Here is a 23875-nt window from a genome sequence, read left to right on the forward strand (position 1 = left end):
AGGGACGTTACATGATCCCATATCTGCCGGATGGTGTTTATGCTGATCTTAGAACAGCATCAAACATAAGATTCCAGTTACAGGCGGAACTTACAAGAATTCAAAACAGGATCAGTCGTTGGTTCAATATATATTTTCCTGAATATAAGACGGTATACGGAAAGTCGGATGCCAAGAGCGGAATGCTAATCCTTAAAACAGCACCACTCCCTGAAGATATCCTGACGTTAGGTATCGATGGAGTGAACCAAATCTGGCGTGATGCGAAGTTAAGAGCAGTTGGAAAGGCGAGGGCGAAGATCCTGATAGAAGCTGCTGAGCACAGCGTTGGAAGCAAAGAAGGTGCGGTGTCTGGAAAAATGGAAATTCGAATGCTTCTGGAGGACTATGAATCCAGAAATACGCGTCTACAGGAAGTTATGGTTCTAATTGAAGAACTGGTAAGAAAGATTCCGATGACTGAAAAGCTGTTAGAGATCAAAGGTGTGGGAATCAGGACAGTGTCAGGATTCCTTGCAGAAGTAGGTGATATCAGCCGCTTCAACAATCCGAAGGAATTGCAGAAACTTGCAGGATTGGCATTGGTTGAAAATAGTTCAGGAAAGCACAAGGGCGAGACAACAATAAGCAGACGAGGTCGAAAGAGACTCAGATATCTGCTCTTTGAGGTTGCAATGTCACTTGTGTCGAAGAACCAGGAGTTCAGGGAACTCCATAATTATTACATAACCAGAAGACTAAATCCATTGAAGAAAATGCAGTCACTTATGGCAATTGCAGCCAAGCTGATACGAGTCTTTTATGCCATGCTGACGAAAGGCGTAGATTATGATCCGAAAAAGATGGTCAGTGACATCAAGAGACCAGCAGTTTATCTACAGGCTGCGTAAGAAAGACAAGTAACTGTAATGGAGGCTGTCATGTGGACAGCCACTGAATCAAGCGGAATGTAACAGATAACGTCCACTGATCATAGTGCTGGAACAGGAAGCGAGTCAGTAATCAATAATACAAAGAATGAGCCAATAGTCGGCAGAAATCATCACCAAGGGGCATGACCCCGTAAAGGAGCATAGCTGACACCCTGGTTATGGGCAGGCAGAACGAAGGAAGTTAGGACCTCTGGAGACAGAGATGATCCTGGTGGATATAGGAGGTTAGCTGCCATAGAGGGAAGGGTATACGCAAGGCCAGTAAAGCGAAAATCAATGACGTTTTATTTCGTATACAATTCAACCGCTATTTCAGTACCTGATACATCGAAATGCTCATAGCTGTGGCTTATTCACTGAGATATGAAAGGTTGAAAAACCTTGAATTTTCAATAAAAAACACTTGATTATATGAGGAGGAGATATAATAATGGATAAAGTAGCAGTTTTAATTCCGTGCTATAACGAAGAAAAAACAATTGGAAAAGTTGTGAAAGATTGGAAAAAAGAATTACCAGATGCAATGGTTTATGTATATGATAATAATTCAACCGATAATACGGTAGAACTGGCAAAAAAAGCTGGGGCAATTGTGCGGTATGAGCATAGTCAAGGTAAAGGTAATGTTATTCGAAGAATGTTCAGAGAAATTAATGCTGAGTGTTATATCATGATAGATGGAGATGATACCTATCCAGCGGAATATGGAAAAAATATGGTGGAGCTAGTACTCCATAAAAATGTAGATATGGTTATAGGGGACAGGCTTTCATCTACATATTTTGAAGAAAATAAAAGACCATTTCATAATTTTGGAAATAGTTTAGTAAGAGGGAGTATTAATCGATTGTTCCATACCAACATTCGAGATATTATGACAGGATATCGTGCATTTAGTTATCTTTTTGTGAAAAGTTTTCCGGTTCTTTCCAAAGGATTCGAAATTGAAACAGAAATGACGATCCACGCAGTTGAGAAAAATATGAGTGTTGAAAATATGATAATTGAATATAGAGATCGCCCGGAAGGAAGTGAGTCAAAGTTAAATACATATTCTGATGGCGTAAAAGTTTTAAAGACTATTGGAAGATTGTATAAAAATTATAGACCGATGAACTTCTTTGGAATAATGTCAGTTTTACTATTTGTTTTGTCTCTGATATTGTTTGTGCCGGTGTTTTTTAAATATTTACAGACAGGATTAGTTCCTAATTTTCCAACGCTAATTGTATCAGGCTTTATTGCATTATCCGCGTTGATTTCATTCTTTTCAGGACTCATTTTATCGGAAATTGTGGAGAAAGAACGTAGAGAATATGAATTTAGATTACAAACGATTGAAATGAGCAAGGAGAGGATTGTTAAATGAATGTATTAAAAGAAAAATATAATGAAGTAAAAATTATATTTTCGATAGTAATGGGATTTATAGGTATAACCGGAATACAGATGCAATATTTGAATTATGCTCAAAATGTTCCGGGGGGGGGTATTCTGGCGATTGTATTTTTCGTCACCTCCAAGTTGTATTATCAAATTTCGATAAAGAGAGGTATTAGATTTTATATCCAAGTTGCTTTATCTGCTTTTTATGCAGTGATTTTGAATTTTGGAATTCAATTGGATTTGTTATCCACAATCCAATTGAATGGAATCACACTTTTAAGTCTACTTTTTTTAATGATTGAAATATTTCCATTTATCGTTTGCATGATGGAGTATTTTGATAAAAAAAAGATTGTTGGTAAAGAAGATAAAAAAAGTTTAAGAAATTGTTTTGTTATAATTCTTTTTGCTTGGATAATGGCATATTTGGCACTGTTTCCAGGGGTTTATGCAACAGATGCACCATATTGGTATCATGAGTTTTTGAGAAAAGATATTCCTATATCATCTCAATGGTCTCCAGTATATTGTGGAATATTTTATTTGTTTGTTAATAGTGGAAAGCTTTTTTTTGATAATTATTCCATAGGATTTGCAGTGTTTACTTTACTGCAAATGAGTATTTCACTTTATGTTATCTGGAATATCTTATCATTTATAAATGATAAGACAAACAAAACGTTGGTGATTCTATCTACACTTTTTTTTCTGTTGCCTATGCATGTAATTCTTTCCTTAACATCAGCGCAAGATTCAATTTTTACAGCGTCTTTTGCCATGGTGGTCTTATTGCTAATTGAATATTTGCTGGATGAGCAATTTTTGGACAAGAAAAATACTATAAAATTGTTTTTATGGATGTTTTTAATGTGTGTCATTAGAAATAATGGAGTATATGTTCTTGCTTTTGTGCTTCTGACTGCTTTATTGTTGAAAGCCAGAAGAAAATTGTTGATGTTATTGACAAGCGTTATAATATTGGTAGCTGTGTATCAAGGACCGGTATATGCTTTGTGTGGAGTACAGAAGGGAACGGCACTGAGAGAGATGCTGAGCTTACCCTTGCAACAAATGGCGTGGGTATATAATAATGATGATTTGACGGAAAAGCAACGCAAAGAGATGCAAAGCTTTGTCCCTGATGAGGGATGGAAAAATTATACGCCCTTTATTTCGGATCCGGTAAAATCAAATTTAAAAGTAGAAGAGGTACAGAGGGATAAGATTTCTTTTTTGAAATCATATATAAAATTTGCTGCTTTTGATTCAATAGGATATGTACAGGCATTTGGATTACAGACTCTGACTTTATGGTATCCAGACAAAAACTGGCCGGATGCCAGACCATGGCATCCATATATAGATATCCTGTGTTATGATAAGTCGGTGGCATATGATCCTGGATTTGAGATTAATAGAGAAAGTTTGTTTCCGAGTTATCAATTATTGTTAGAGAATTTGTATGGAAAGGGAATTCCAGGTAATGGTTATGGTGGAAGTTTGAAAATGATTTTTTCTAAAATACCGATTTTTTCGATATTATGTCAGGCAGGATTTTATAGTTGCCTTTTGCTTTTTCTCGGTGTGTATACTCTTTTGATTAATAGAAATAAGAAAATAATTTTGCTTTTGAGTATGATATTTGGTATATGGCTTACTGTACTTTTAAGTCCAGTAATTATGTATCGTTACTGTGCACCGTTTATATTTACAGCTCCACTATATATTTCGTCAATGTTCCTTTTGAAAGAAGAGACCAGGAGTAAATAAAAGTTAAATAGTTTACGGAGGAAAAAACATGAACACAACCCTCATCATCATGGCTGCCGGTATCGGTTCTCGTTTTGGAACCGGTATCAAACAGCTGGCTAAGATGGCTCCGAATGGAGAGATTATTATGGATTTTTCGATTTACGATGCGAAGGAAGCTGGTTTTACAAAAGTTGTATTTGTAATTCGGAAAGCCATTGAGAAAGAATTTAAAGAAGTGATTGGAAATCGCTTATCTAAGGTTATGCCTGTGGAATATGTCTATCAAGAGTTAGAAGACTTGACTGAAGGCTATCATGTTCCAGAAGGACGAGTAAAACCATGGGGAACCGGGCAGGCAATTCTGGCTTGTAAAGATGTTGTGAAAGAACCATTTGTGATCATCAATGCAGATGATTATTATGGGAAAGAAGCTTTTTCGAAGCTTCATGAGTTCCTGCTTTCTGGAAATACAGATGCGGATAAGATAAATCTGGCAATGGCAGGCTTTTCTTTAAAGAATACGCTGAGTGAAAACGGAGCGGTTACCAGAGGTGTCTGCGTGGCAGATGAGGCGGGATTCTTGAAAGAGGTCGTTGAAACGACGGGAATTCAGTGTGTAGATGGAAAAATCCAGTGTGATAATGCGAAGGTAAGCAAATGGATCACACCGGATACGATGGTATCCATGAATATGTGGGCCGGATATCCGGATTTTTTGCGGTACATAGATGAAGGATTTGCCAGATTCCTTGATGCATTAGGGGAAAATCCGGAGAAGAAGGAGTATCTTCTCCCAAATATTGTGGCGGAATTGCTTGAAAAGAAGTTAGCTTCCGTAAAAGTTTTGAATACGCCGGACAGATGGATTGGAATTACTTATAAAGAAGATATAGAACCGGCGCAGGAGGGATTCCGACAGATGATAGAGAGTGGATTATATCCGGAAAATTTGTGGGATTAGGATAAAGTAAGAACAAATGAAATTAGAGAGAAACAGGATGGTTGAAGTTTTATTTTACACAGCCGTCCTCACCAAACAATTCTACCTTCTCCCCAGCGGCAGCATCGGCATCGCGGATCTGTTTTTCGCCTTGTCCGGTGCCCTTGCGCTTATCATGGCGTGGAGAAGTGGTAAGAAAATCTGGTATCAGGAAGATTTTCCCTGGGTGGTCTTCCTGATATTTGCAGCTGTCATTAATGGCATTTATTTTGTTCGGACAGGAAAAGGAAGTTTTCCGTTACATACGCTTTATTGGATTTATTCTGCATTCCTGATCTGGACGTTCCGGACACTTTATTCGGATTCGTTTATGCGGGGACTTTGCTGGATGTGCCGGATCAACCTGGTGTTTCAGACAATTGTTTTGATTTCCGGACGCGGACGCTATTTTCATGAGAGCTGGGGCGTTCCCGGTTTATGGGAACGTTTAATGATCCGAACCAGTTTGCATTTTTCATTTTTACGATGATTCTGGTGCTTTTTATGGAATACCGGCGGAAGGCAGAGTATACAGTCAAGACATGGATTGCGTGCTGGGGAATATTTTTTCTGGGGGTTTTTCTGATTGGAAAAGCAAAATCAACCGGTATGTTTGTGGGACTGCTTGCCTTTTTTGTAATATTGACATGGCAGTTTTTCTGGGAAAGATGCACGCACTCAAAGTATAAAAAACTCTGGTGGTTCGGCGGGGCAGCTGTTGTAGTGATGCTGGCGCTGGGCGTCTATCTGATCTGGCCAGGGGTAAATTTTGATGTTTCGCAGACGGATTATACGCTTCTTTCCAGAATCCAGCAGAAAATATGGAAGCTGGCAAATGGAAATCTCTATGATCTGCTGTATGACAGAAGTGCGGAGCGGCTAGTATTGACGCCTCAGTATCTGTTTTATGGAGCGGGAGAGGGTTTTTTTGAACGTTTTATTCCGTATGATGGATTTGAGAAGCTTCTGAGTCCGGGCGTGTTTGATGTTTTTCATGTTAATGAGATTCATTCCAGCTTTTTTGATGTCTGGTTTTCGTATGGACTGATTCCTACCACATTTCTGGTGTATTGGATTGTGAAAAATGTGATTCGATGTGAGAAAGCGCAGAGGGCGGCGGTGCTGGCACTTCTGGCAGAGAGTTTTACGCTGATGAACTGCAGGCAGCCGTTTTTCTGGTTTGTTATTGTGATGGCGGGGATGTCTGGGAAGAAGGGAAGAAGGACATGAATTTGAAACATCAAAAGTTTGTTAAAAAAGGATGTTATTCTGCTTGCATCTCCTGTAAGGATATGCTACATTTAACATAACAAGCATATATTTTTCTTTACCACATTTCATATATTTATCTATATTCTAAAAATAATCTAAGAAAATCTTATGCTTATCCAAGTCAACAACAATTGAAGAGCAGGAGATTTTCAAAGGGTTAAAAGAAAAGTGGAAATTCTCCTGCCAGAAGGGAGAATGAATGAGAAGTAGGAATTCTGTAAAAGTGAAGCGGAATCACAAGGATACGCTGTTTCGGATGATTTTCAGCACGAGGGAGAATCTGCTGAGTCTTTATAATGCGGTGAATCATTCGCATTACACAGATGCATCGGAGCTTGAGATTGTGACGCTGAAAAATGCGGTTTATATGAACATGAAGAATGATCAGGCGTTTCTGCTTGATATGCAGCTGAACCTTTATGAACATCAGTCCACCTGGAATCCGAATATGCCGCTGCGCTTTTTGATGTATGTGGCAAAGGAGTACCAGATGCTGGTGCGGAATCAGACGCTTTATGCATCGGCGCTGGTAAAGGTGCCGACACCGCATTTTGTTGTGTTTTATAATGGGGAGACGGAGCAGGAGGCGGAGACGATTCTGAGGCTGTCGCATTCGTTTCAGCAGAAGACGGATAAACCAGAGCTGGAATTGATGGTAAGGGTGTTGAATATTAACCTTGATAAGAAACAGGAAGTGTTGGAGGCGTGCCAGCTTTTGAAAGAATATATGCTTCTGGTGAATAAGATTCGTAGATATACGGATGAGTATAAAGATATTAATCAGGCAGTCGAACAGGCAGTGACGGAGTGTATCGAGGAAAATATACTGGCTGATTTTTTAAGAAAGAATCGGGCGGAGGCGATTGAAATGTGTATTTTTGAATATGATGATAAGCGGGAGAAGGAGCTGATCCGGAAGGCGGAGTATGCGGAAGGTATGAAAGAGGGAGAAAGGATTGGACGGGAAGCTGGAAAGAAAGAAGAAGCCGAACGGATATTTAATATTTACCAATTATTTCGCGCGAACTACACGGAAAACCAGATTAAAGAGAAGCTGGGGATGAATGTAGAAGAAGTACGGAAAATTTTGGAACGATTTAAATGATTTTTAGCTTAGACGGGAGTGTCTTTCGGAGGGAGGGCACTCCTTATTTGAATACGAAAGTTATGACAGATGCACCGTTGGATATGGAAATGCGGAAACGGTATTTGGGAATGTTCTGGGGCAGTTACTGTTCACGGGTAGGCACTTTTGGAACAGAAAGTGCCGTAAGAAAACGTGGTGGCAGCAGGAATTTGCCGTATTTGAATGCGAAGCCACAGCAAATTCCGTTACTGGGCACGCATGCGTGAGCAGTAACTGGGGCATAAAATAAGAATGTAAAAGAAATAAATTCTTCTTGCATCCTATATGCGGATATGCTACATTTATCTTATCAAGCATATATTTTTCTTTATCAGCAATTTAAGCGGTATCTAATATTCTAATTTTAATCTGAGAAATCTTATGCTTATCCAAGTCAACAACAATTGAAGAGCAGGAGATTTTCAAAGGGTTAAAAGAAAAGTGGAAATTCTCCTGCCAGAAGGGAGAATGAATGAGAAATATGAATTCTGTAAAAGTAAGGCGGGATCACAAGGATACGTTGTTTCGGATGATTTTCAGTACAAGGGAGAACCTGTTGAGTCTGTATAATGCGGTAAATCATTCACATTATACGGATGCAAAAGAGTTGGAGATCGTGACGCTGGAAAATGCAGTTTATATGAATATGAAAAATGACCAGGCATTTTTGCTGGATATGCAGTTGAATTTGTATGAACATCAGTCAACCTGGAATCCGAATATGCCGCTGCGTTTTCTGATTTATGTGACGAAAGAATACCAGATGCTCATTCGGAATCAAACGCTGTATGCGTCAACGCTGGTAGAATTGCCGACCCCACACTTTGTTGTATTTTACAATGGAGAAGAGGAGCGGGAAGCGGAAAGTGTTCTGAAACTGTCACATTCATTCTGCCAGAAGGCGGATGAACCAGAGCTGGAATTGATAGTGAAGGTATTGAATATTAATCTGGATAAAAAACAGAGGATTTTGGAAACTTGCTGCCTGTTGAAAGAGTATATGCTTCTGGTTGACAAGATTCGTAAATATGCGGCAGAGTATAAGGACATAAACCGGGCGGCAGAGCAGGCTGTGACGGAATGTATTGAGGAAAATATACTGGCTGATTTCCTGAGAAAGAATCGAACGGAGGCGATAGAGGTGTGTATTTTCGAATATGATGAGAAACGGGAAAAGGAATTGATTCGGAAGGCAGAGTATGCGGAAGGTAAGAAGGAAGGATTAAAGGAAGGTCAGAAGCAGGGTGAAGAACGAGTGTTTGGAATTTATAGATTATATCGAGATAAATATACAGAAAACCAGATTGCAGAACAGATGAAAATAGATGTGGATGAAGTTAGGAATATTTTGGAAAAGTTTAAGGAATAGGTGCGGCGGTTGGTTATACATATGCTGATATTATCATTGAACCGCAAAATCCGGATAATGGCATTATCTTTGAATTTAAGCATTCCAAGGAAGTGTCAGGATTAGATAAGACCTGTGAAAGAGCGCTCAAGCAAATCAGAGATCGAAGGTATTCTGAGTATCTGAAAAATGATGGTCGCCATAATATAATGCTTTATGGCATCGCTTTTTACAAAAAGAGATGTAAAGTAGTGGTTGAGAAACTGAAAGAAGCATAATGTTGATCAGCCCGCTTACTATAATCGTATACGATTTGTAGGTGGGCTTCTTTTTTGATGCTATGTCAATAGTTGGGAGAGAGTATGAAATTTCTAAAGATAAGTGCAAAATTATGTTTGATGCTGCTTGCAAGTCTGTTTGCAGGCATATTTTTACTATGGTGCGTATTTTTGCTGCCGGATCGTTTGACCCAGACGCATGCAGCCCGATCGGCGGAAACATTTTCTTATGAAGGGATAGGTGCGGCGGTTGGTTATACATATGCGGATCAGCTGGATAACTGGACGGATGCGCTTATGATTGGAAATGCCTGTTATCAGAAAGAAGATGCCAGTGCGCTGAACCGCGCGGCTGCAGCCTACCGACCAGATTATCAGAATGGAGATCCGATTACTTCGTTAGATGCATACGTGAAGGCGGAGGAGGACGTTGGCAGTATTGCGTACCCGCGTTATTGGCATGGCTATCTGGTGGCGCTTAGGCCGCTTTTGATGGTAACCGATTATTTGGGTATACGGTCAATTAATACAGTCTTTTTTGCGGTTACAATATTATTACTGGTGTTGGTTATAATAAAAAGAAAACAATATCAGTTGTTCCTGCCGTTGGGGATTACGATTTTATTTTTGCGTCCATTAGCGATTATTCATTCGCTGCAGCTTTCGACGGTATTTTACCCGACGATGCTGTCGGTTATTGTGTGTATTTATTTTCAGAAATGGATGTGCAGGGAGGGACATTTTCTTTATCTGTTTTTGATGAATGGGATTGTGATTGCATACGCGGATTTGCTTACATATCCGGTCGCTTCATTAGGGGTATTACTGACTGTTTTTATGATGATTCAGGAAAAAACGGCGCCTGCAGAGAAGATTCGGCAGATTGTGGCTGGTTCAGTCGTTTGGGGATTTGGCTATTTTGGCATGTGGGCAGGAAAATGGCTGATTTCTTCGATTATTTTACGTCAGAATGTTTTGGCAGATGCCGTTTCGCAGGCACAGGTCCGCGTTTCCAGCAGCTATGGAGAAAATCATTTTTCCAGAGTGATGGTATTTATGCGGAATATAGGTGCCGGATTTATAGGTGTTCTGGTATTAGCGGCGGTTGTCTTTCTTCTGTTGACGATTTTTATGCTGTGGAGAAATAGACAAAGCCTGCATGTTCGGAGTGGCTGGCGGGAGCTCTTCCTATGTATGTTGCCATATCTTATGATTTGCCTGATTCCGTTTGCCTGGTATAGTGTGTTTGTGAATCATTCTTATATCCATATCGTGTTTACATACCGGGCACTGGCAGCAGCGGTGTGCGCGTGGAGTGGAATGTGCATGGTAAAAATGGAGTTTGTGTTTTATAGATAGTAGTGTGCTAAAATTTTAGGAGCAGGTAGAATGCGAAAAAGAGCTTTAAACGAAATAAGGATGGAAGAAATCACCCCCAAAGTAAATTCTTCCATCCTTTTTCTTACTCTTTTACAATTCGAAACTCCCTCCATTTTCCGCTCCGGTAGCGCATCACAACTACGAAGCAGGCGATCAGCCATGCGGGCGGCATGCTCACATAGTAGCAGCGGAAGCAACCGGGGTGAGCGCCAGCAGGAAGGAGAGCGCGAGGCGGATGCCCAGGTTGATGAAGCCGGAAGCTGCCGGGATCTTGACATCGCCTGCACCCTGCAGAAAACCGCAGGTGATGTTGGTGATCGTGCTGGTCCAGATGAAGAACATCAGAATGTCGAGATGTTCCTTTGCGCGCCGCAGGGACTCTCCGGTGATGTTGAAGATCTGGAGAAGCGGCCGGTCAAAAAGCAGAACTACGATACTGATGGAGATACTGATCAGGACGCCCATCAGGATGGTGGTGCGGTAGCCGCGGCGGGCACGGTCCAGTTTTTCAGCGCCGATATTCTGTCCGGCGAAGCTGGAAATGGCGACGTTAAAGCTCTGGGACGGGATGTGCGCGAGCTGTTCGACCTTCAGCATGGCAGCGTAGCCCTCGATGCTGGGAGCGCCGAAGGAGTTGATGAGACGCTGCAGGATGAGGAAACCGATCGAATTGACGCCTGTCTGCAGCATGATCGGAATACTCAGGCGCATCAGCAGCGCCCCCTGTCCCTTCCAGGCGTAGAGATAACGCCGTTTCGGCAGCAGATCCGGGAAAATGTGCCGCAGATACAGGAAACTGGCGATGGCGGAACCTGCCTGTGCGATCACGGTCGCGGCAGCCGCGCCGGAGACACCCATATGAAAGACGGAGATAAACACACAGTCCAGCACGATGTTCAGGGCGGCGGAGATCATCAGGAAAATGAGCGCGCCGCGCGAATCCCCGTGTGCCCGCAGGATGCCGTAGGTGACATTGTAGAGCAGCTGGAAAATAATTCCGCCGCTGTAGATCAGAAAGTAGGCCATACTGTCGAAACGCATTTCTTCCGGTGCCTGTAAAAAGCCGAAAATAACTGGACGGGCTGCCAGAAAGCAGGCGGCGGTTAAAAATATACTTGCGATCACGGCGATCAGATAGGAGACGGAGATGGATTCCTGTATATTCGTCTCTTTTTTGGCACCGAAATACTGGGCGACTGCGATGTTGACGCCGGCACCGATGGAGGTGCAGATGGCGGTCAGAAGCCAGGTCATGGAGCTGGTCAGTCCGACGGCTCCAAGGGCGGTCGCGCTGATGAGGTTTCCGACGATCACGCTGTCAGCGAGGTTGTACAAAACCTGCAGCAGGTTTGCCCCCATGATGGGCAGGGAAAAGAGCAGGATGGAGGACCATTCCCGCCCTTCGGTCATATCTTTTTTCATATGTATAAAACTCCTTTGATACAGCTAAAATCATGAGTTTAGTGTAGCATAGGGAATGGAAAAAGTAAAGAGAACGGAAAGTAGGATATGACCATCATGCAAGACACTTTTTGGACTGAAAGTGCTGTAAGATAATCTGATGGCAGCAGAAATTTGTCGTGGGTTCAATGGGGCGCAATGGTAAGATGTAGGCTGTGATTGTAGAATGTAGGCAGGCTGGAATATTTATTTCGTAAGAAAATTGGAAGATTTAGAATACAGGAAGCGCTTGTCAAGTGGAAAGAGGAGGATCTATAATAGAATAGGTTTAACAAATATTAAGAAAAAGAGATGAGGAAATCTTGAATCACAACATGGAAATGACGGAGAAAACGACGGGAAGCGGGGCAGCACGGTGGGGCTTTTATCTGATGGGGCTTCTGATTCTGGCGATGGGGCTTACGCTCAATACGAAAGCTGGACTCGGAGTGTCGCCGATTATTTCACTTTCGTATGCGGCATCCGTGATCTGGAACCGGAATTTTGGTGATATGACCTTTGTCCTGTATGGTATCTTTGTCTTGATTCAGGCGGCGATTCATCTGCGGGAGAAAGGAAAAGCCGGACGCAGCCTGCTTATGAAAGATGCGCTGCAGTTTCCATTGAGTATTGTATTTACAAGATTTCTGAATGTATTTTCAGTGTGCATACCGTCGTTAGAAGAATGCGGATCGGAGGCGTCTGGACTTTTAGGACGCCTGGGAGTGCTGATGCTTGCTCTGATTTTTACAGGCATCGGCGCGGCGATGTCCCTGTCAATGCGGCTGGTGCCAAATCCGGGCGATGGTCTGGTGCAGGTGCTTGCAGACACCTTTGGAATCGGCACGGGTCTGATGAAGAACTGTGTGGATGCGTTTTGCATTGTTCTGTCACTGATTATGGGACTTTTGTTTGCGGGAAAACCGGTGGGAATCGGCATTGGAACGGTCTGTGCTGTCATGCTGGTGGGGCGCGTGATTGCGCTGTTTCATCATATTTTTGGAAAGACGATGCTGCAGGCGGCTGGACTGGAAAGTGGCAGGAACTGACAGAGTGTGTGGAAAAAGGTGTGCGAAAGATAAAAGCAGCCGATTTTTGAGTGAAATTCAGATACATAAAATAATAGGAGATAAATAAGATGAAATTGAGAATGAAGCGGAAAGCAATGGTAGTATTGGCAGCAGGCATGTTGATGAGTGCGGCAGCTCCGGCGGCTGCGATGGCGGCGGAGAAAGCGACAGGACCGGCGCTTACGGCACGCTACAACGGGGATGTAAATACACTGGAGGCAGCGAAGGATGCAACGCAGCTGATAGTGGTGATTGGCAACCGCCAGGATCCGGCAAAGAGCCGTCTGGACTGGTATAAACGCGATACAGATGGAAAACTGGTGCAGGTAATGTCAAAAGAGGCGGTCAGCGGCATGAACGGCATTACAACGCAGAAGCAGGAGGGCGATAAAAAAACTCCGGCGGGTGTGTACCGCTTTACGATGGCATTTGGCCTGAAGGCAAATCCGGGAACGATTCTGCCGTATCACCAGATTGTGGACGGCGATTATTATGTGGATGATGGAAACAGCCGGTATTATAACCAGTTGGCAAATACGAAACAGGTGCAGAAGGACTGGAATTCGGCGGAGGATCTGATGGCGCAGGCACCGCAGTATAATTACGGTCTGGTGCTGGATTATAATTCGGAGTGCACACCGGGAAAGGGATCGGCGATCTTCCTGCATTGCCCGAAGAGCTGGAATAATACGGGAACTTCCGGGTGCATCAGTATTCCGGAGGAAGATATGAAAAAGGTTGTGTGCCAGGTGGATACCGGGACGAAGATTGTGGTGGTGCAGGATGAGAGCGATTTAGCAAATTACTAATTAGATAGGCTGTGAGAGTCAGATCTCATTTGGGGATTTTTATCTGGAAGCAGATAGGAACCCCCAGATGAGTTTTTTTGTTTCATAGGACATAATTTCCTAATGAAACCCAAAAACGCCGGACAATATCCGGCGCTCAGGTGTCTCAAAATATCTGTCCCTACGTTGGCATTATCCAAATCAGGTTTTGGGTCGGAACTTTTGGTTTCCTCTCAGCCTGCATCACAAGCTTCCCATTATCGAAATGAATTGTAGCATGATTTGGAAAAATAGCAGTGGCAACTCTGGTTTTATGATTTATTTGCCCCGCCCATCTGCCGGCTCAGCATCCGCAGCATTTCCGCCTGCCGTTTCTGCGCTGGGGGCATTTGGTCTGTCAGGATCGAAAAAAGAGTGTCCATTTCTGAGGTTGAGAATTGCGGGGAACCGTTGCTGCCCCGGAGACTCATGAGAAGCGGCAGAAGCTTGTCTTGCGGCGTGTTTCTTGCCTGATCGGCTAACTGTTCCATCTGTTTTATTTTGTCTGGATCCATGGAGCGGAGTCTCGGATCCTGTTTCCAGTTTTGAAATTCCATAGTGTGTGCCTCCTGTCTGTTTGAAGTGGATGTGCAGATGCACGGTCTGTGGGTTCTTTCTGTCTGCGGGGATAATCGGCTTGCGGGTAAAGGACAGATGCCGGAACTGCATCAGAATTGGGTGAATCATTCCGGATATCTTGCGAAGTCGGAAAGGATGCTGTCTGCGGCATATTTTGCCAGTAGGATTCATAGAGGCGGGAACCTTCGATAAAATTTAAGACCAGATCGATTGAACTTTGCTCTTCCTCTGTGCCATACGGCTTGATCGCTTTCAGCATATCAACCGGCGAATCCTTGTCGCGTTCGCCCACCGAGCAGATTCCGATCTCACCGTCGGCCGGATCAGCAAATAGCTGCATCGTCTTTTCTAGTTCGCGGAATTTCACAAACAGGGAGAAAAAACGCTGTTCCGGGATGTGAATATAGGGAAGCGCCGCCTTGACAAGCTGCATATGTGGGAGTGAGGTCAGGCGGTCTAACTCGGTCATTTTGAGAGAAACATCTTGGCTCACGAAAAAAACCTCCCAAATCTTTGTCTCAATATATGCAGATGAGAGGAAAAAAAGACGTTTTGGTTCACGGGTAGGCACTTTTGGAACCGAAAAAGAATGGGAATGTTTAAAGAAAAAAAGCTCCGGGACAGGAAAAACCACATATAGTATATTATAAAAAATAAGAAGGAAAAGGATTCAGAACTATGAACACCCGGCTGATCATTGATGGAAATGCCGTTTATGAAATAGATGAAGACTGTCTCGCCTGCCGCGGACGGCGGACTGGATGCAGACGCTGTGTGGAACCGGGATCCCGCACCCGGGGACGAAGCACGCCTTTACAGAAAATGGAACCTGCCAGTGAAAAATCACAAACTCACAAATAAAGAAAGATGTGGTATAATGTAAAGAAAGAAATTCCCCTCATTCCAGACTGCCCAGCCACTTCCTCATGAGGTGTTAGGGAAAGCTGGAATGGGGATACCGTAGCAGAGCTCCAGAGTCCTAAGACAAACTGGCTCACAACAACATTGCATCAGGAACTGAAAGGACGAATCCATATGAACCCATATAAAATCATGCTGGTAGATGACGAGGAGGAAGTACGGACAAGCATCATACGCAAAATCGACTGGCAGGATGCCGGATTCGAGGTGATCGGGGATGCGGAGAACGGGAAGGAAGCGCTGGAAAAGATCGAGCAGAATGAGCCGGATGTTGTGCTGACAGACATCCGGATGCCATATATGGACGGGCTGGAGATGGCGGAGAATATACGGCAGAGATATCCGTCCATCAAGATCGTGATTTTTTCTGGTTTTGATGAATTTGAGTACGCAAAAAAGGCGATCAAGCTCAATGTAATCGAATATATTTTAAAGCCGGTCAATGTCGAAGAGCTGACGGCGATTTTAAAGAAAATCAAGAAAAATCTCGATGAGGAGATCGAGCAGAAGCGGAATGTTACCCTGCTTCGGGAGAGTTATATCAAGAGCCTTCCGGCGCTCCGGGAACATTTTTTGAATGACCTGATTCAAGGCGGCATGGAGGAAACGCAGATTGAGGAAAAACTGAACGAATATGCGATCGACGTTGCGGGTGCGGTCAAATGGGTGATTGCGGCGATCCATCTGGAACCGGATGAGAAGGTGGACAAGGCAGTTTCGCTGCATCAGCAGCGGGAGCTGATTCCGATCTCCGTCCGCAATCTGATTGAGGAAAAACTGGAAGGGCAGTACCGTTTTATTGTATTCCATTCTTCCTTTGAGACGATCCTTCTGGTGGCGATCGACAAAGACAATACACAGACCGGGCTGATTGCCCTGCTGGGCGATATCTGCAAGGAGACGAAGAAAATTCTGGAGGTATCGGTTACGATCGGCGTGGGCGAGAGCTGCAGTTCGCTGACGGATTTAAGCCGCCCGTGCTACACTGCACTCAATGCGCTCGGTTACCGTGCGATCACGGGTTCCGGCGGCGTGATCTGCATCGGCGATATGGAGCCGTCCGGGCATGAAAAACTCCGGTTCGACAGCCGGATGGAGTCGGAGCTTATAGCGGCAGTCAAGTTTGGACCGGAGGAAAAGATCCGTTCCGTGATAGACGGGATTGTGAGCCGGATGGAGGATGCGCGGGTGCATTATCGCCAGTATCAGGCGTATGTGCTTGCGATCATCAATGTGCTGACACAGCTCTCCCAGCAGTATGATCTGCGGATCAGCGAGATGTTTGGCGTGGAAAATGATTATTTCGAGATTCTGGGGCGCGTCCAGAAGATGGAGAATGTCCGCCCGTACCTGACCGAGGTGGCGCTCAAGATGAATGCCGGAATGGAAGAAGAGCGGAGCAATACGACAAAAAACGTGATCCGCGAGGCGAAGCAGTACATTCAGGACAATTTTCAAGATCCGGATCTGTCGGTGGAGAAGATCTGCCGCCATTTGCATATGAGCCCGGCGTATTTTTCAACGATGTTTAAGAAGGAGACGGGACAGGCGTACATCGCCTATCTGACCGATGTCCGGCTGGGGCGCGCGGTCGAGCTTCTGATGGCAACTGACGACAAGACGTATATCATCGCGGAAAAGGTCGGCTACCCGGAGCAGAACTATTTCAGTTACGTATTTAAGAAAAAATTCGGTGTTTCCCCGACGCGGTACCGCACGGCACACCGGAGTGGGGAGGCATAATGGGTAAAAAAAGGACGATCTGGAAGAAAAAGCTCTTTGACGACGCCAGCATCCGGTCGATGATCTTTATCTATTTTACGATCACGGCGCTGGCGGCGAGCGTGCTGATCTCCCTGTCGCTGTACCAGAGAATGTCACGGCAGGTCACGGAAGTAGTACAGGAGGAGGGCCAGAACCTGATCGCGCAGGTGGGGCGCTCTGTGGAGTCGTATCTCCGCACGATCATGAAGCTGTCCGACTCGCTTTATTATGGCACGATCAAGAATGCCGATCTGTCGAGCCAGTCGCTTGGAAGTGAATTTACGCTTCTCTACGATAATAATAAGGATAATGTGGAGAATATTGCCCTGTTTTCGGAGGATGGGGCGCTTCTGGAGGCAGTCCCGGCGGTGCGTCTGAAAAATGAGGTGGATGTGACGCAGGAAGAATGGTTCCGGAGCGCCTTAAACCGGACGGAAAACCAGCATTTTTCCCTGCCGCACGTACAGTATGTGTTTGACAATGCGGAAAATCAATACCGATGGGTTATTTCGCTATCGCGGGCGGTCGAACTGACACACGGAACCTCGACCTCGCAGGGCGTCCTTCTGGTCGATATCCGCTATTCGAGCCTGGAACAGCTCTTTGGCGGCATCACGACGGGGCGAGGCGGTTATTTCTATATGATCAGCGGAAATGGCGAGATTCTTTACCATCCACAGATGCAGCTTCTGGATTCCGGCTGGGTGCAGGAGAACAATGGACGGGCAGCCGGCTATTCGGACGGAAATCATGAGGAGATATTTGCCGGAAAAAAGCGGATGGCGACGGTCAAGACGATCGGCTACACAGGCTGGAAGGTGGTCGGGGTGACGCCGGAAAATGCCGTGTCGCTCAATACGATCAAAACCCGGCTTTTTATCGTATTTGTCATTGCCCTCATTTTGTGCATTCTGGCTCTGATTAACTCTTATATTTCATCGAGGATCACGAATCCGATCCGCGAGCTGGAAAAATCGGTCGGCGTCCTGGAGGCGGGCAATTTAAGCGCACCTGTGTACATCGGCGGTTCGTATGAGATCCGCCATCTGGGAAAATCGATCAGTGATATGGCGGGACAGATCCGCCTCCTGATGCAGGATATTGTGCGTGAGCATGAGGCAAAACGAAAGCAGGAGTTTGACACGCTGCAGTCGCAGATCAATCCGCATTTCCTCTATAATACGCTCGATATCATTGTCTGGATGATTGAAAATGAGCAGAAAACGGAGGCGGTCAAGGTGGTAACGGCGCTGGCGCGGTTCTTCCGTATCAGTTTAAGCCGCGGCAAGAGCTTAATTACCGTGAAGGATGAGCTGGAACACGTCCGGAACTACCTGATGATCCAGCAGATGCGGTTTAAAAATAAGTTTACCTACACGATCGAGTCAGATGATGAGGTTTTGGAACTTGCAAGTTTAAAACTGATGCTGCAGCCGCTGGTGGAGAATGCGATCTACCATGGCATGGAATATATGGACGGCGACGGCGAGATCTTCGTGCGCGCCTGGCAGGAGGAAAAAGAGCTGTATCTGGAGGTGCGGGACAATGGGCTTGGCATGACGGAGGAACAGGTCGAGAGCCTCTTTACCGATACGGCGCACGTGGCATCCAAGCGCGGATCCGGCATCGGGGTACGCAATGTCAACGAGCGGATCAAGCTGTATTTCGGCGCGGAATACGGTCTTTCGATCGAGTCGGAGCCGGATGAGGGAACCGCGGTGAAGATTCATCTTCCGGCAGTGCCTTACGAGAAAGTGCTGGAAGAGAAAAAGGTGTAAAAGTGGGGGCGACAGATCAATGCGATATGGAGTGAGAAAAAAAAAGGAGCTGGTGCTCTGGGGAATCCTGTGTGTGGGACTTATTTTGCTGTATCTCCTTTCCTCCACGGATTGGATCATCAAGGAAAAAGAGGTGGAGGTCTACCCGGTGTCCTGATTATCAGCGATACTTCGGATGATGATTACGTCAACTTCCGCAAGGGCGTGGATCAGGCGGCGGTTGAGTATAATGTAGATGTCAGCTTTATTACCCTGTATGAAAAGGATAATCTGGCACAGCAGATGGAGCTGGTGCGCCGGGAAGCGGCAGACGGTGCCGGGGCAGTGATACTGGAGCCGGTTGATGAGCTGGAATGCCGCCAATATCTGGAAGAAAATACATATGGAACGCCGATTATCCTGCTGGGCGAATTATCACCGGATGAGGAGGTCAAGGGGGCGGTTCATATGGACTGGACGGCAGCCGGGAGAAAGCTTGGCGAGGCGATTACGGCGGAACAGAGCTCCGATCTTCCTGTCTGGATCTTTGCAGATAACCCATATATCGGCAAGGCGGGGGAGATGAAACAGGGGCTGACGGAGGTACTGGAAAAACAGGGCTTTTCCTATACCATTGTGCCGCGCGGCACCGATGATACTTACCGTTCCGTCATTGAAAAAACAGTTTATCCGGGCAGCGGCACGGCGGTGGTGGCGGCACTGGATTTCGCCAGTACAGCGGAGGCGGCGGAGATTGTCGGCGGAAGCAGCGTGTACGGAAAATACATTTCCGGGCTGTACGGCGTCGGGATGATGCCGTCCCTGCTGGATCAGCTTGACAAGGGGACAATCCGGGGGCTGGTGGTGACAAACCAGTTTGACGCGGGCTATTTTGCGGTCAAAAAAGCAGTGCAGGCGATTGAAAAAGAGCAGGAGAGAAGCCAGCTTTCACTGGAATCCTACTATATAGAGAAGGATGAGCTGCGGTCAAAGAAATATGAGAAGATGCTGTACCCGATTGATTAAAAATCTGGGAAGGGGGTATAGAGAAATGAAAAAAAGCGGAAAAAGCATTCAGATGGCGCTGGCACTTCTGGCAGCGGGCACACTTCTTTTAAATGGATGCAGCGCGGCAAAACCGGCAGAAAAAAAGAGCATCCGTATCGGCGTGACGCTGTACCGGGGCGACGATGCCTTTATCAACAATATCCGTTCCAGTCTGGAGGAAAAGGCGAAGGAATATGAACAGCAGACGGGCATCAAGGTTAATCTGGAAATCATGGATCCGAAGGGAAACCAAAATACGCAGAACAGCCAGGTAGATCGTTTCCTTTCTCTGGAATACGATGCGATCTGTGTTAATATGGTGGATCGCTCGGCAGCATCGTATGTCATCAACAAGGCGATGGATGTCGGGACGCCGGTCGTATTTTTCAACCGCGAACCGGTCGAGGAGGACATGAAACGATGGGAGCACCTCTATTATGTAGGGGAGGACGCGCGGGAATCGGCGGTTCTGCAGGGAGAAATTCTGGTGGATGCGTATCAGGAAAATCCAGGCAGTCTTGATTTAAACGAGGATGGAACCGTGGGATATGTGATGTTGGAGGGCGAGCGCAGCCATCAGGATTCGCTGATCCGCACAGAGTGGTCGGTACAGACGATGCGCGACGGAGATATTCCGCTGGAAAAACTGACCGGTGGTTCGGCAAACTGGGATCGGAGCCAAGCGGCGGCACTGATGGAACAGTGGATCCACCAGTTCGGGGATGCGATCGAGGTGGTGATCTGCAACAACGATGAGATGGCGCTCGGAGCCGCTGAGGCGCTTGAACGCGCCGGTGACATAAGGGGCGTGAAGGTGGTCGGCATCGACGGGACTCCGCAGGGAATCGAGGGGCTTAAGAGCGGAAAACTGTATGGAACAGTCCAGTGCGACAGCGACGAGTATGCAGAAGTGATTTTTGAGATAGCTGCCGCCGAGGCACTTGGTCAAAATGTACAGGAAAAGGTCGAATTAGAGGACGGAACCTATTATCAATGCAGTCAGAACGCGTTGACGGTTGCTGATTTACCATAAAATCCAACAGTTTCACACCGGAAAAATAAGAATATGTGAATAAAATCACAAAGAATCTAAAAAAAATTTATATAAGAACCAAGAAAATCATATGGAAAAGTGTACAAACGATCCGTATAATAAAGGTGTCGATAAGAAAAAATGACGAATCGGCGAAACTGTATAATATGTGTATGCGGAAAATTTAACTGTTCGGTGGATCCGGACAGCACAAACGGATACGCAAGTTTAAGGGAGGACAAATATTATGAAACTGAAAAAGTAGCAGCACTTGGTCTGGCAACTGCAATGGCATTTTCTGTAACCGCTTGCTCCAGCAGCAAAACGGCAGAGACAACTGCAGCAGCAGAGGACGCAGAGACAACCGCAGCAGCAGACGGCGAGGCTGTTAAAGAAGCTGTTGAGGGCAAAGACCCGGCAGAAGTTAAAGTTGGTATTTCCATTTATCAGTTCGCTGATAACTTCATGACACTTTATAGAAACGAGCTTCAGAACTACTTAGTAAACGAGCTTGGCTTAAAGGCAGAGAACATCTCCATCATGGATGGTAAGAATGACCAGTCCGAGCAGATGAACCAGATCCGTAACTTCGTTACACAGGGATTTGACGTTATGATCGTAAACCTGGTACAGGCTTCTTCCGAGCCGGATGTTACCAACATCTGCAACGAAGCAGGTATCCCGGTTGTTTACATCAACCGTGAGCCGGATCTTGAGAGAGAAGAGGCTTGGGTAACGGATGGTATCAAAGCTACTTATGTAGGTGCTGATGCTAGACAGTCCGGTACATACCAGGGCGAAGAGATCGCTGAGCTTGAGAACAAGGGCGATGCAGACGGCGACGGCGTTGTTCGTTACATCATGGTTCAGGGCGATCCGGAGAACGTAGATGCTCAGTACAGAACCGAGAAATCCATCGAGAGACTGTCTCAGGATATCGAAGTAGAAGAGCTGACCAAACAGCGTGGTGACTGGGATCAGACCAAAGGTCAGGAGATCACAGCAAACGCTCTGTCCCAGTATGGCGACAAGATCGACGTTGTATTCTGCAACAACGATGCAATGGCACTTGGTGCTCTGCAGGCAATCGAAGCAGCTGGCAGAACTGTAAACAAAGACATCTACTTAGTAGGCGTTGATGCTCTGGTAGAGGTTGTTGAGAACGTTATGAACGACAAGATGACCGGTACCGTATTCAACGATTACTTCGGACAGGCTCACAAAGCAGCAGATGTAGCTCTTGATTTCGTAAACGGCAAAGATGTTGACAACGTATACATGGTAGACTATGTAAAAGTTACAGCAGAGAATGCTTCCGAGATTCTGGAACTCATTAAATAATTCTTGTAACAATCTACTGTTTCCGCGAGGGGATAGATAAAAATGTGTCGGGTGTGTCCAGTTGGCACACCCGATTTTATGAAAGGAGAGAATGGGATGGCAGAGTACAGATTGGAGATGCGCGGGGTATCGAAAAGTTTCCCTGGCGTTAAGGCTCTGGACAAGATAAACCTCAAAGTTCGTCCCGGTACCGTCCATGCACTGATGGGAGAGAACGGCGCCGGTAAATCCACCCTGATGAAATGTCTGTTCGGCATTTATCATATGGATGAAGGAGAGGTCTATCTGGACGGGGAAAAAGTAGAGATCCACAATCCGGATGAAGCCCTTCACAAAGGACTGGCAATGGTACATCAGGAGCTGCAGCCGATACCTGAGAGAACGGTAGCAGAGAATATGTACACCGGCCGTTACCCGACGAAGAAATTTGGACCGATTCAGGTGATCGACCATAAGAAGATGTTTGAAGAGACAGCAAAATGGCTGGACGATGTTAAGATGCCTTATGACCCGAAGGCAAAACTGGGAACCATGTCCATCGCCCAGATGCAGTCTGTAGAGATTGCCAAGGCTGTATCCTTAAATGCCAGAGTTGTAATTCTGGACGAGCCGACTTCCTCCTTAACGGATAATGAGGTAGAGGCACTTTTCCGCATTGTCCGTGACCTGAAATCAAGAGGTGTATCCCTCATCTATATTTCCCATAAGATGGCGGAGATTCGTGAGATTTGTGATGATATTACCATCATGCGAGACGGTACCTATGTCGGTTCCTGGCATATGGACGAGATTTCGGATGATGAGATCGTCAAACAGATGGTTGGTCGTGAGCTGACCAACATTTATCCTCCAAAGAATGATACGAAGGCAGGAGAGGTGCTTTTGGATGTCAGAGGATATTCCAGTATCCACGATCGTTCCTTCCAGGATTGCTCCTTTACCCTTAGAAGAGGCGAGATTCTTGGATTCGGCGGCCTGGTAGGTGCCCAGAGAACGGAGCTGATGGAAGGTATCTTCGGTATGCGTCATATTAAATCCGGAGAAGTTTACATTAAAGGTAAGAAAATGAACATTAAGCGTCCGCAGGATGCGATCCGCGGCGGTATCGGCATGATTACCGAGGACCGGCGTGGTACGGGTATCTTGGGATGTCTGTCCATTGCAGATAATGTATCAATTTCCTCCCTGGATCAGTATTTACATTATGGTATCAAACTGAATAAGAAAAAGATTGAGCAGCTTGTCAAGGATAACGTGGCGAAGCTTTCGATCAAGACACCGAGCAGTAAGACACTGATTCAGTCACTTTCAGGCGGTAACCAGCAGAAGGTTCTGATTTCCCGCTGGCTGGCCAACAACCCGGATATCCTCATCATGGATGAGCCGACCCGTGGTATCGACGTTGGTGCCAAGTACGAGATCTACCAGATCATGATTGACCTGGCAAAACAGGGCAAAGGTATCATCATGATTTCATCTGAGATGCCGGAGCTGATTGGTATGTCGAACCGTATCCTTGTTATGTGTAATGGTCACATTACCGGCGAGGTAGAGGGTGAGGAAGCAACTCAGGAGCGTATCATGAGCTACGCGACTAAGTTCTAAAGGAGGAAGAGAGAATGGATAAGAAACAACTGAATGTA

The 23875-nt window shown here is 45.5% G+C and carries 20 protein-coding genes and 1 riboswitch; of the genes, 17 read left to right on the forward strand and 3 right to left on the reverse strand.

Features of this window, described 5'->3' with window-relative positions; translation table 11 throughout:
• The 9 genes from DWX91_RS05760 to DWX91_RS05805 all read left to right on the forward strand — a co-directional run.
• A partial coding sequence (locus DWX91_RS05760) for a transposase (protein ID WP_147354388.1) occupies nucleotides 1–890 on the forward strand: 890 nt, incomplete at its 5' end.
• A 472-nt stretch (nucleotides 891–1362) separates the two neighbouring features.
• Nucleotides 1363–2301 (forward strand): glycosyltransferase family 2 protein, encoded by a 939-nt coding sequence (locus DWX91_RS05765; protein WP_118538483.1) that lies wholly within the window; start codon nucleotides 1363–1365, stop codon nucleotides 2299–2301.
• The gene (locus DWX91_RS05770; RefSeq protein WP_118538485.1) at nucleotides 2298–4088 is read left to right on the forward strand and encodes a DUF6020 family protein; all 1791 of its coding nucleotides are present in this window, start codon (nucleotides 2298–2300) and stop codon (nucleotides 4086–4088) included. Before DWX91_RS05765 ends, DWX91_RS05770 begins: the two co-directional genes overlap by 4 nt.
• A gap of 28 nt (nucleotides 4089–4116) precedes the next feature.
• Nucleotides 4117–5031 (forward strand): nucleotidyltransferase family protein, encoded by a 915-nt coding sequence (locus DWX91_RS05775; protein WP_118538487.1) that lies wholly within the window; start codon nucleotides 4117–4119, stop codon nucleotides 5029–5031.
• Between the two features lie 37 nt (nucleotides 5032–5068).
• Nucleotides 5069–5539, forward strand: a complete 471-nt coding sequence (locus tag DWX91_RS17265; RefSeq protein WP_243098987.1) for a hypothetical protein — start codon at nucleotides 5069–5071, stop codon at nucleotides 5537–5539.
• Nucleotides 5488–6279, forward strand: coding sequence for a hypothetical protein (locus tag DWX91_RS05780; protein WP_243098988.1), 792 nt, complete (start codon nucleotides 5488–5490; stop codon nucleotides 6277–6279). The genes DWX91_RS17265 and DWX91_RS05780 overlap by 52 nt, the downstream gene beginning before the upstream one ends.
• A gap of 241 nt (nucleotides 6280–6520) precedes the next feature.
• A complete protein-coding gene (locus tag DWX91_RS05785) occupies nucleotides 6521–7426 on the forward strand; it encodes a transposase (RefSeq protein WP_117795045.1) in 906 nt (301 codons plus the stop codon).
• A 493-nt stretch (nucleotides 7427–7919) separates the two neighbouring features.
• Nucleotides 7920–8816, forward strand: coding sequence for a transposase (locus DWX91_RS05795; protein ID WP_117795049.1), 897 nt, complete (start codon nucleotides 7920–7922; stop codon nucleotides 8814–8816).
• A 341-nt stretch (nucleotides 8817–9157) separates the two neighbouring features.
• On the forward strand, nucleotides 9158–10432 hold the full coding sequence (locus DWX91_RS05805) for a hypothetical protein (protein ID WP_118467379.1): 1275 nt from the start codon (nucleotides 9158–9160) through the stop codon (nucleotides 10430–10432).
• Nucleotides 10433–10627: 195 nt separating this feature from the next.
• Here the strand turns inward: DWX91_RS05805 and DWX91_RS05810 are convergent, their stop codons facing one another.
• On the reverse strand, nucleotides 10628–11875 hold the full coding sequence (locus tag DWX91_RS05810; protein ID WP_118538489.1) for an MATE family efflux transporter: 1248 nt from the start codon (nucleotides 11873–11875) through the stop codon (nucleotides 10628–10630).
• A 341-nt stretch (nucleotides 11876–12216) separates the two neighbouring features.
• Here DWX91_RS05810 and DWX91_RS05815 point away from each other — a divergent pair, with 341 nt between their 5' ends.
• Together DWX91_RS05815 and DWX91_RS05820 are read left to right on the forward strand one after the other, a co-directional pair.
• Complete coding sequence (locus DWX91_RS05815; RefSeq protein ID WP_243098989.1) at nucleotides 12217–12942, forward strand: YczE/YyaS/YitT family protein; 726 nt, start codon at nucleotides 12217–12219, stop codon at nucleotides 12940–12942.
• Between the two features lie 89 nt (nucleotides 12943–13031).
• Nucleotides 13032–13772 (forward strand): L,D-transpeptidase family protein, encoded by a 741-nt coding sequence (locus DWX91_RS05820; RefSeq protein WP_118538491.1) that lies wholly within the window; start codon nucleotides 13032–13034, stop codon nucleotides 13770–13772.
• Between the two features lie 140 nt (nucleotides 13773–13912).
• Nucleotides 13913–14018: riboswitch (TPP riboswitch) on the reverse strand.
• Between the two features lie 44 nt (nucleotides 14019–14062).
• Here DWX91_RS05820 and DWX91_RS05825 read toward each other — a convergent pair.
• Nucleotides 14063–14347, reverse strand: a complete 285-nt coding sequence (locus DWX91_RS05825; protein WP_107001677.1) for a hypothetical protein — start codon at nucleotides 14345–14347, stop codon at nucleotides 14063–14065.
• The gene (locus tag DWX91_RS05830) at nucleotides 14287–14862 is read right to left on the reverse strand and encodes a hypothetical protein (RefSeq protein WP_147354389.1); all 576 of its coding nucleotides are present in this window, start codon (nucleotides 14860–14862) and stop codon (nucleotides 14287–14289) included. The genes DWX91_RS05825 and DWX91_RS05830 overlap by 61 nt, the downstream gene beginning before the upstream one ends.
• A gap of 542 nt (nucleotides 14863–15404) precedes the next feature.
• On the opposite strand from DWX91_RS05830, the gene DWX91_RS05840 reads away from it, so the two are divergent.
• From DWX91_RS05840 to DWX91_RS05865, 6 genes are all read left to right on the forward strand, one after another.
• Nucleotides 15405–17033 carry a response regulator gene (locus tag DWX91_RS05840; RefSeq protein ID WP_118538496.1) on the forward strand — a complete coding sequence of 543 codons (1629 nt, stop codon included), beginning with the start codon at nucleotides 15405–15407 and terminating at the stop codon, nucleotides 17031–17033.
• Nucleotides 17033–18832: a sensor histidine kinase gene (locus DWX91_RS05845; protein WP_118538498.1), complete on the forward strand. Its 1800-nt coding sequence runs from the start codon at nucleotides 17033–17035 to the stop codon at nucleotides 18830–18832. Before DWX91_RS05840 ends, DWX91_RS05845 begins: the two co-directional genes overlap by 1 nt.
• 69 nt (nucleotides 18833–18901) lie before the next feature.
• Nucleotides 18902–19837, forward strand: coding sequence for a substrate-binding domain-containing protein (locus DWX91_RS05850; protein WP_243098990.1), 936 nt, complete (start codon nucleotides 18902–18904; stop codon nucleotides 19835–19837).
• Between the two features lie 25 nt (nucleotides 19838–19862).
• On the forward strand, nucleotides 19863–20891 hold the full coding sequence (locus DWX91_RS05855; RefSeq protein WP_118472440.1) for a galactose ABC transporter substrate-binding protein: 1029 nt from the start codon (nucleotides 19863–19865) through the stop codon (nucleotides 20889–20891).
• Between the two features lie 141 nt (nucleotides 20892–21032).
• Nucleotides 21033–22232 carry a substrate-binding domain-containing protein gene (locus tag DWX91_RS05860; RefSeq protein ID WP_182435059.1) on the forward strand — a complete coding sequence of 400 codons (1200 nt, stop codon included), beginning with the start codon at nucleotides 21033–21035 and terminating at the stop codon, nucleotides 22230–22232.
• 96 nt (nucleotides 22233–22328) lie between these two features.
• A complete protein-coding gene (locus DWX91_RS05865) occupies nucleotides 22329–23837 on the forward strand; it encodes a sugar ABC transporter ATP-binding protein (protein ID WP_118472442.1) in 1509 nt (502 codons plus the stop codon).
• Nucleotides 23838–23875: the final 38 nt, after the last annotated feature.

Source organism: Clostridium sp. AF22-10, from assembly GCF_003478725.1.
Classification (GTDB): domain Bacteria; phylum Bacillota; class Clostridia; order Lachnospirales; family Lachnospiraceae; genus Otoolea; species Otoolea fessa.

Excerpts from the sequence above, each read along its gene's own strand:
- DWX91_RS05820 (WP_118538491.1), top strand. The coding sequence starts at position 13,032 with ATGAAATTGAGAATGAAGCGGAAAGCAATGGTAGTATTGGCAGCAGGC.
- DWX91_RS05805 (WP_118467379.1), top strand. The coding sequence starts at position 9,158 with ATGAAATTTCTAAAGATAAGTGCAAAATTATGTTTGATGCTGCTTGCA.
- DWX91_RS05770 (WP_118538485.1), top strand. The coding sequence starts at position 2,298 with ATGAATGTATTAAAAGAAAAATATAATGAAGTAAAAATTATATTTTCG.
- DWX91_RS05825 (WP_107001677.1), bottom strand. The coding sequence starts at position 14,347 with ATGGAATTTCAAAACTGGAAACAGGATCCGAGACTCCGCTCCATGGAT.
- DWX91_RS17265 (WP_243098987.1), top strand. The coding sequence starts at position 5,069 with ATGGTTGAAGTTTTATTTTACACAGCCGTCCTCACCAAACAATTCTAC.
- DWX91_RS05845 (WP_118538498.1), top strand. The coding sequence starts at position 17,033 with ATGGGTAAAAAAAGGACGATCTGGAAGAAAAAGCTCTTTGACGACGCC.
- DWX91_RS05860 (WP_182435059.1), top strand. The coding sequence starts at position 21,033 with ATGACGAATCGGCGAAACTGTATAATATGTGTATGCGGAAAATTTAAC.
- DWX91_RS05785 (WP_117795045.1), top strand. The coding sequence starts at position 6,521 with ATGAGAAGTAGGAATTCTGTAAAAGTGAAGCGGAATCACAAGGATACG.
- DWX91_RS05855 (WP_118472440.1), top strand. The coding sequence starts at position 19,863 with ATGAAAAAAAGCGGAAAAAGCATTCAGATGGCGCTGGCACTTCTGGCA.
- DWX91_RS05775 (WP_118538487.1), top strand. The coding sequence starts at position 4,117 with ATGAACACAACCCTCATCATCATGGCTGCCGGTATCGGTTCTCGTTTT.
- DWX91_RS05795 (WP_117795049.1), top strand. The coding sequence starts at position 7,920 with ATGAGAAATATGAATTCTGTAAAAGTAAGGCGGGATCACAAGGATACG.
- DWX91_RS05810 (WP_118538489.1), bottom strand. The coding sequence starts at position 11,875 with ATGAAAAAAGATATGACCGAAGGGCGGGAATGGTCCTCCATCCTGCTC.
- DWX91_RS05840 (WP_118538496.1), top strand. The coding sequence starts at position 15,405 with ATGAACCCATATAAAATCATGCTGGTAGATGACGAGGAGGAAGTACGG.
- DWX91_RS05780 (WP_243098988.1), top strand. The coding sequence starts at position 5,488 with ATGGGAACGTTTAATGATCCGAACCAGTTTGCATTTTTCATTTTTACG.
- DWX91_RS05765 (WP_118538483.1), top strand. The coding sequence starts at position 1,363 with ATGGATAAAGTAGCAGTTTTAATTCCGTGCTATAACGAAGAAAAAACA.
- DWX91_RS05865 (WP_118472442.1), top strand. The coding sequence starts at position 22,329 with ATGGCAGAGTACAGATTGGAGATGCGCGGGGTATCGAAAAGTTTCCCT.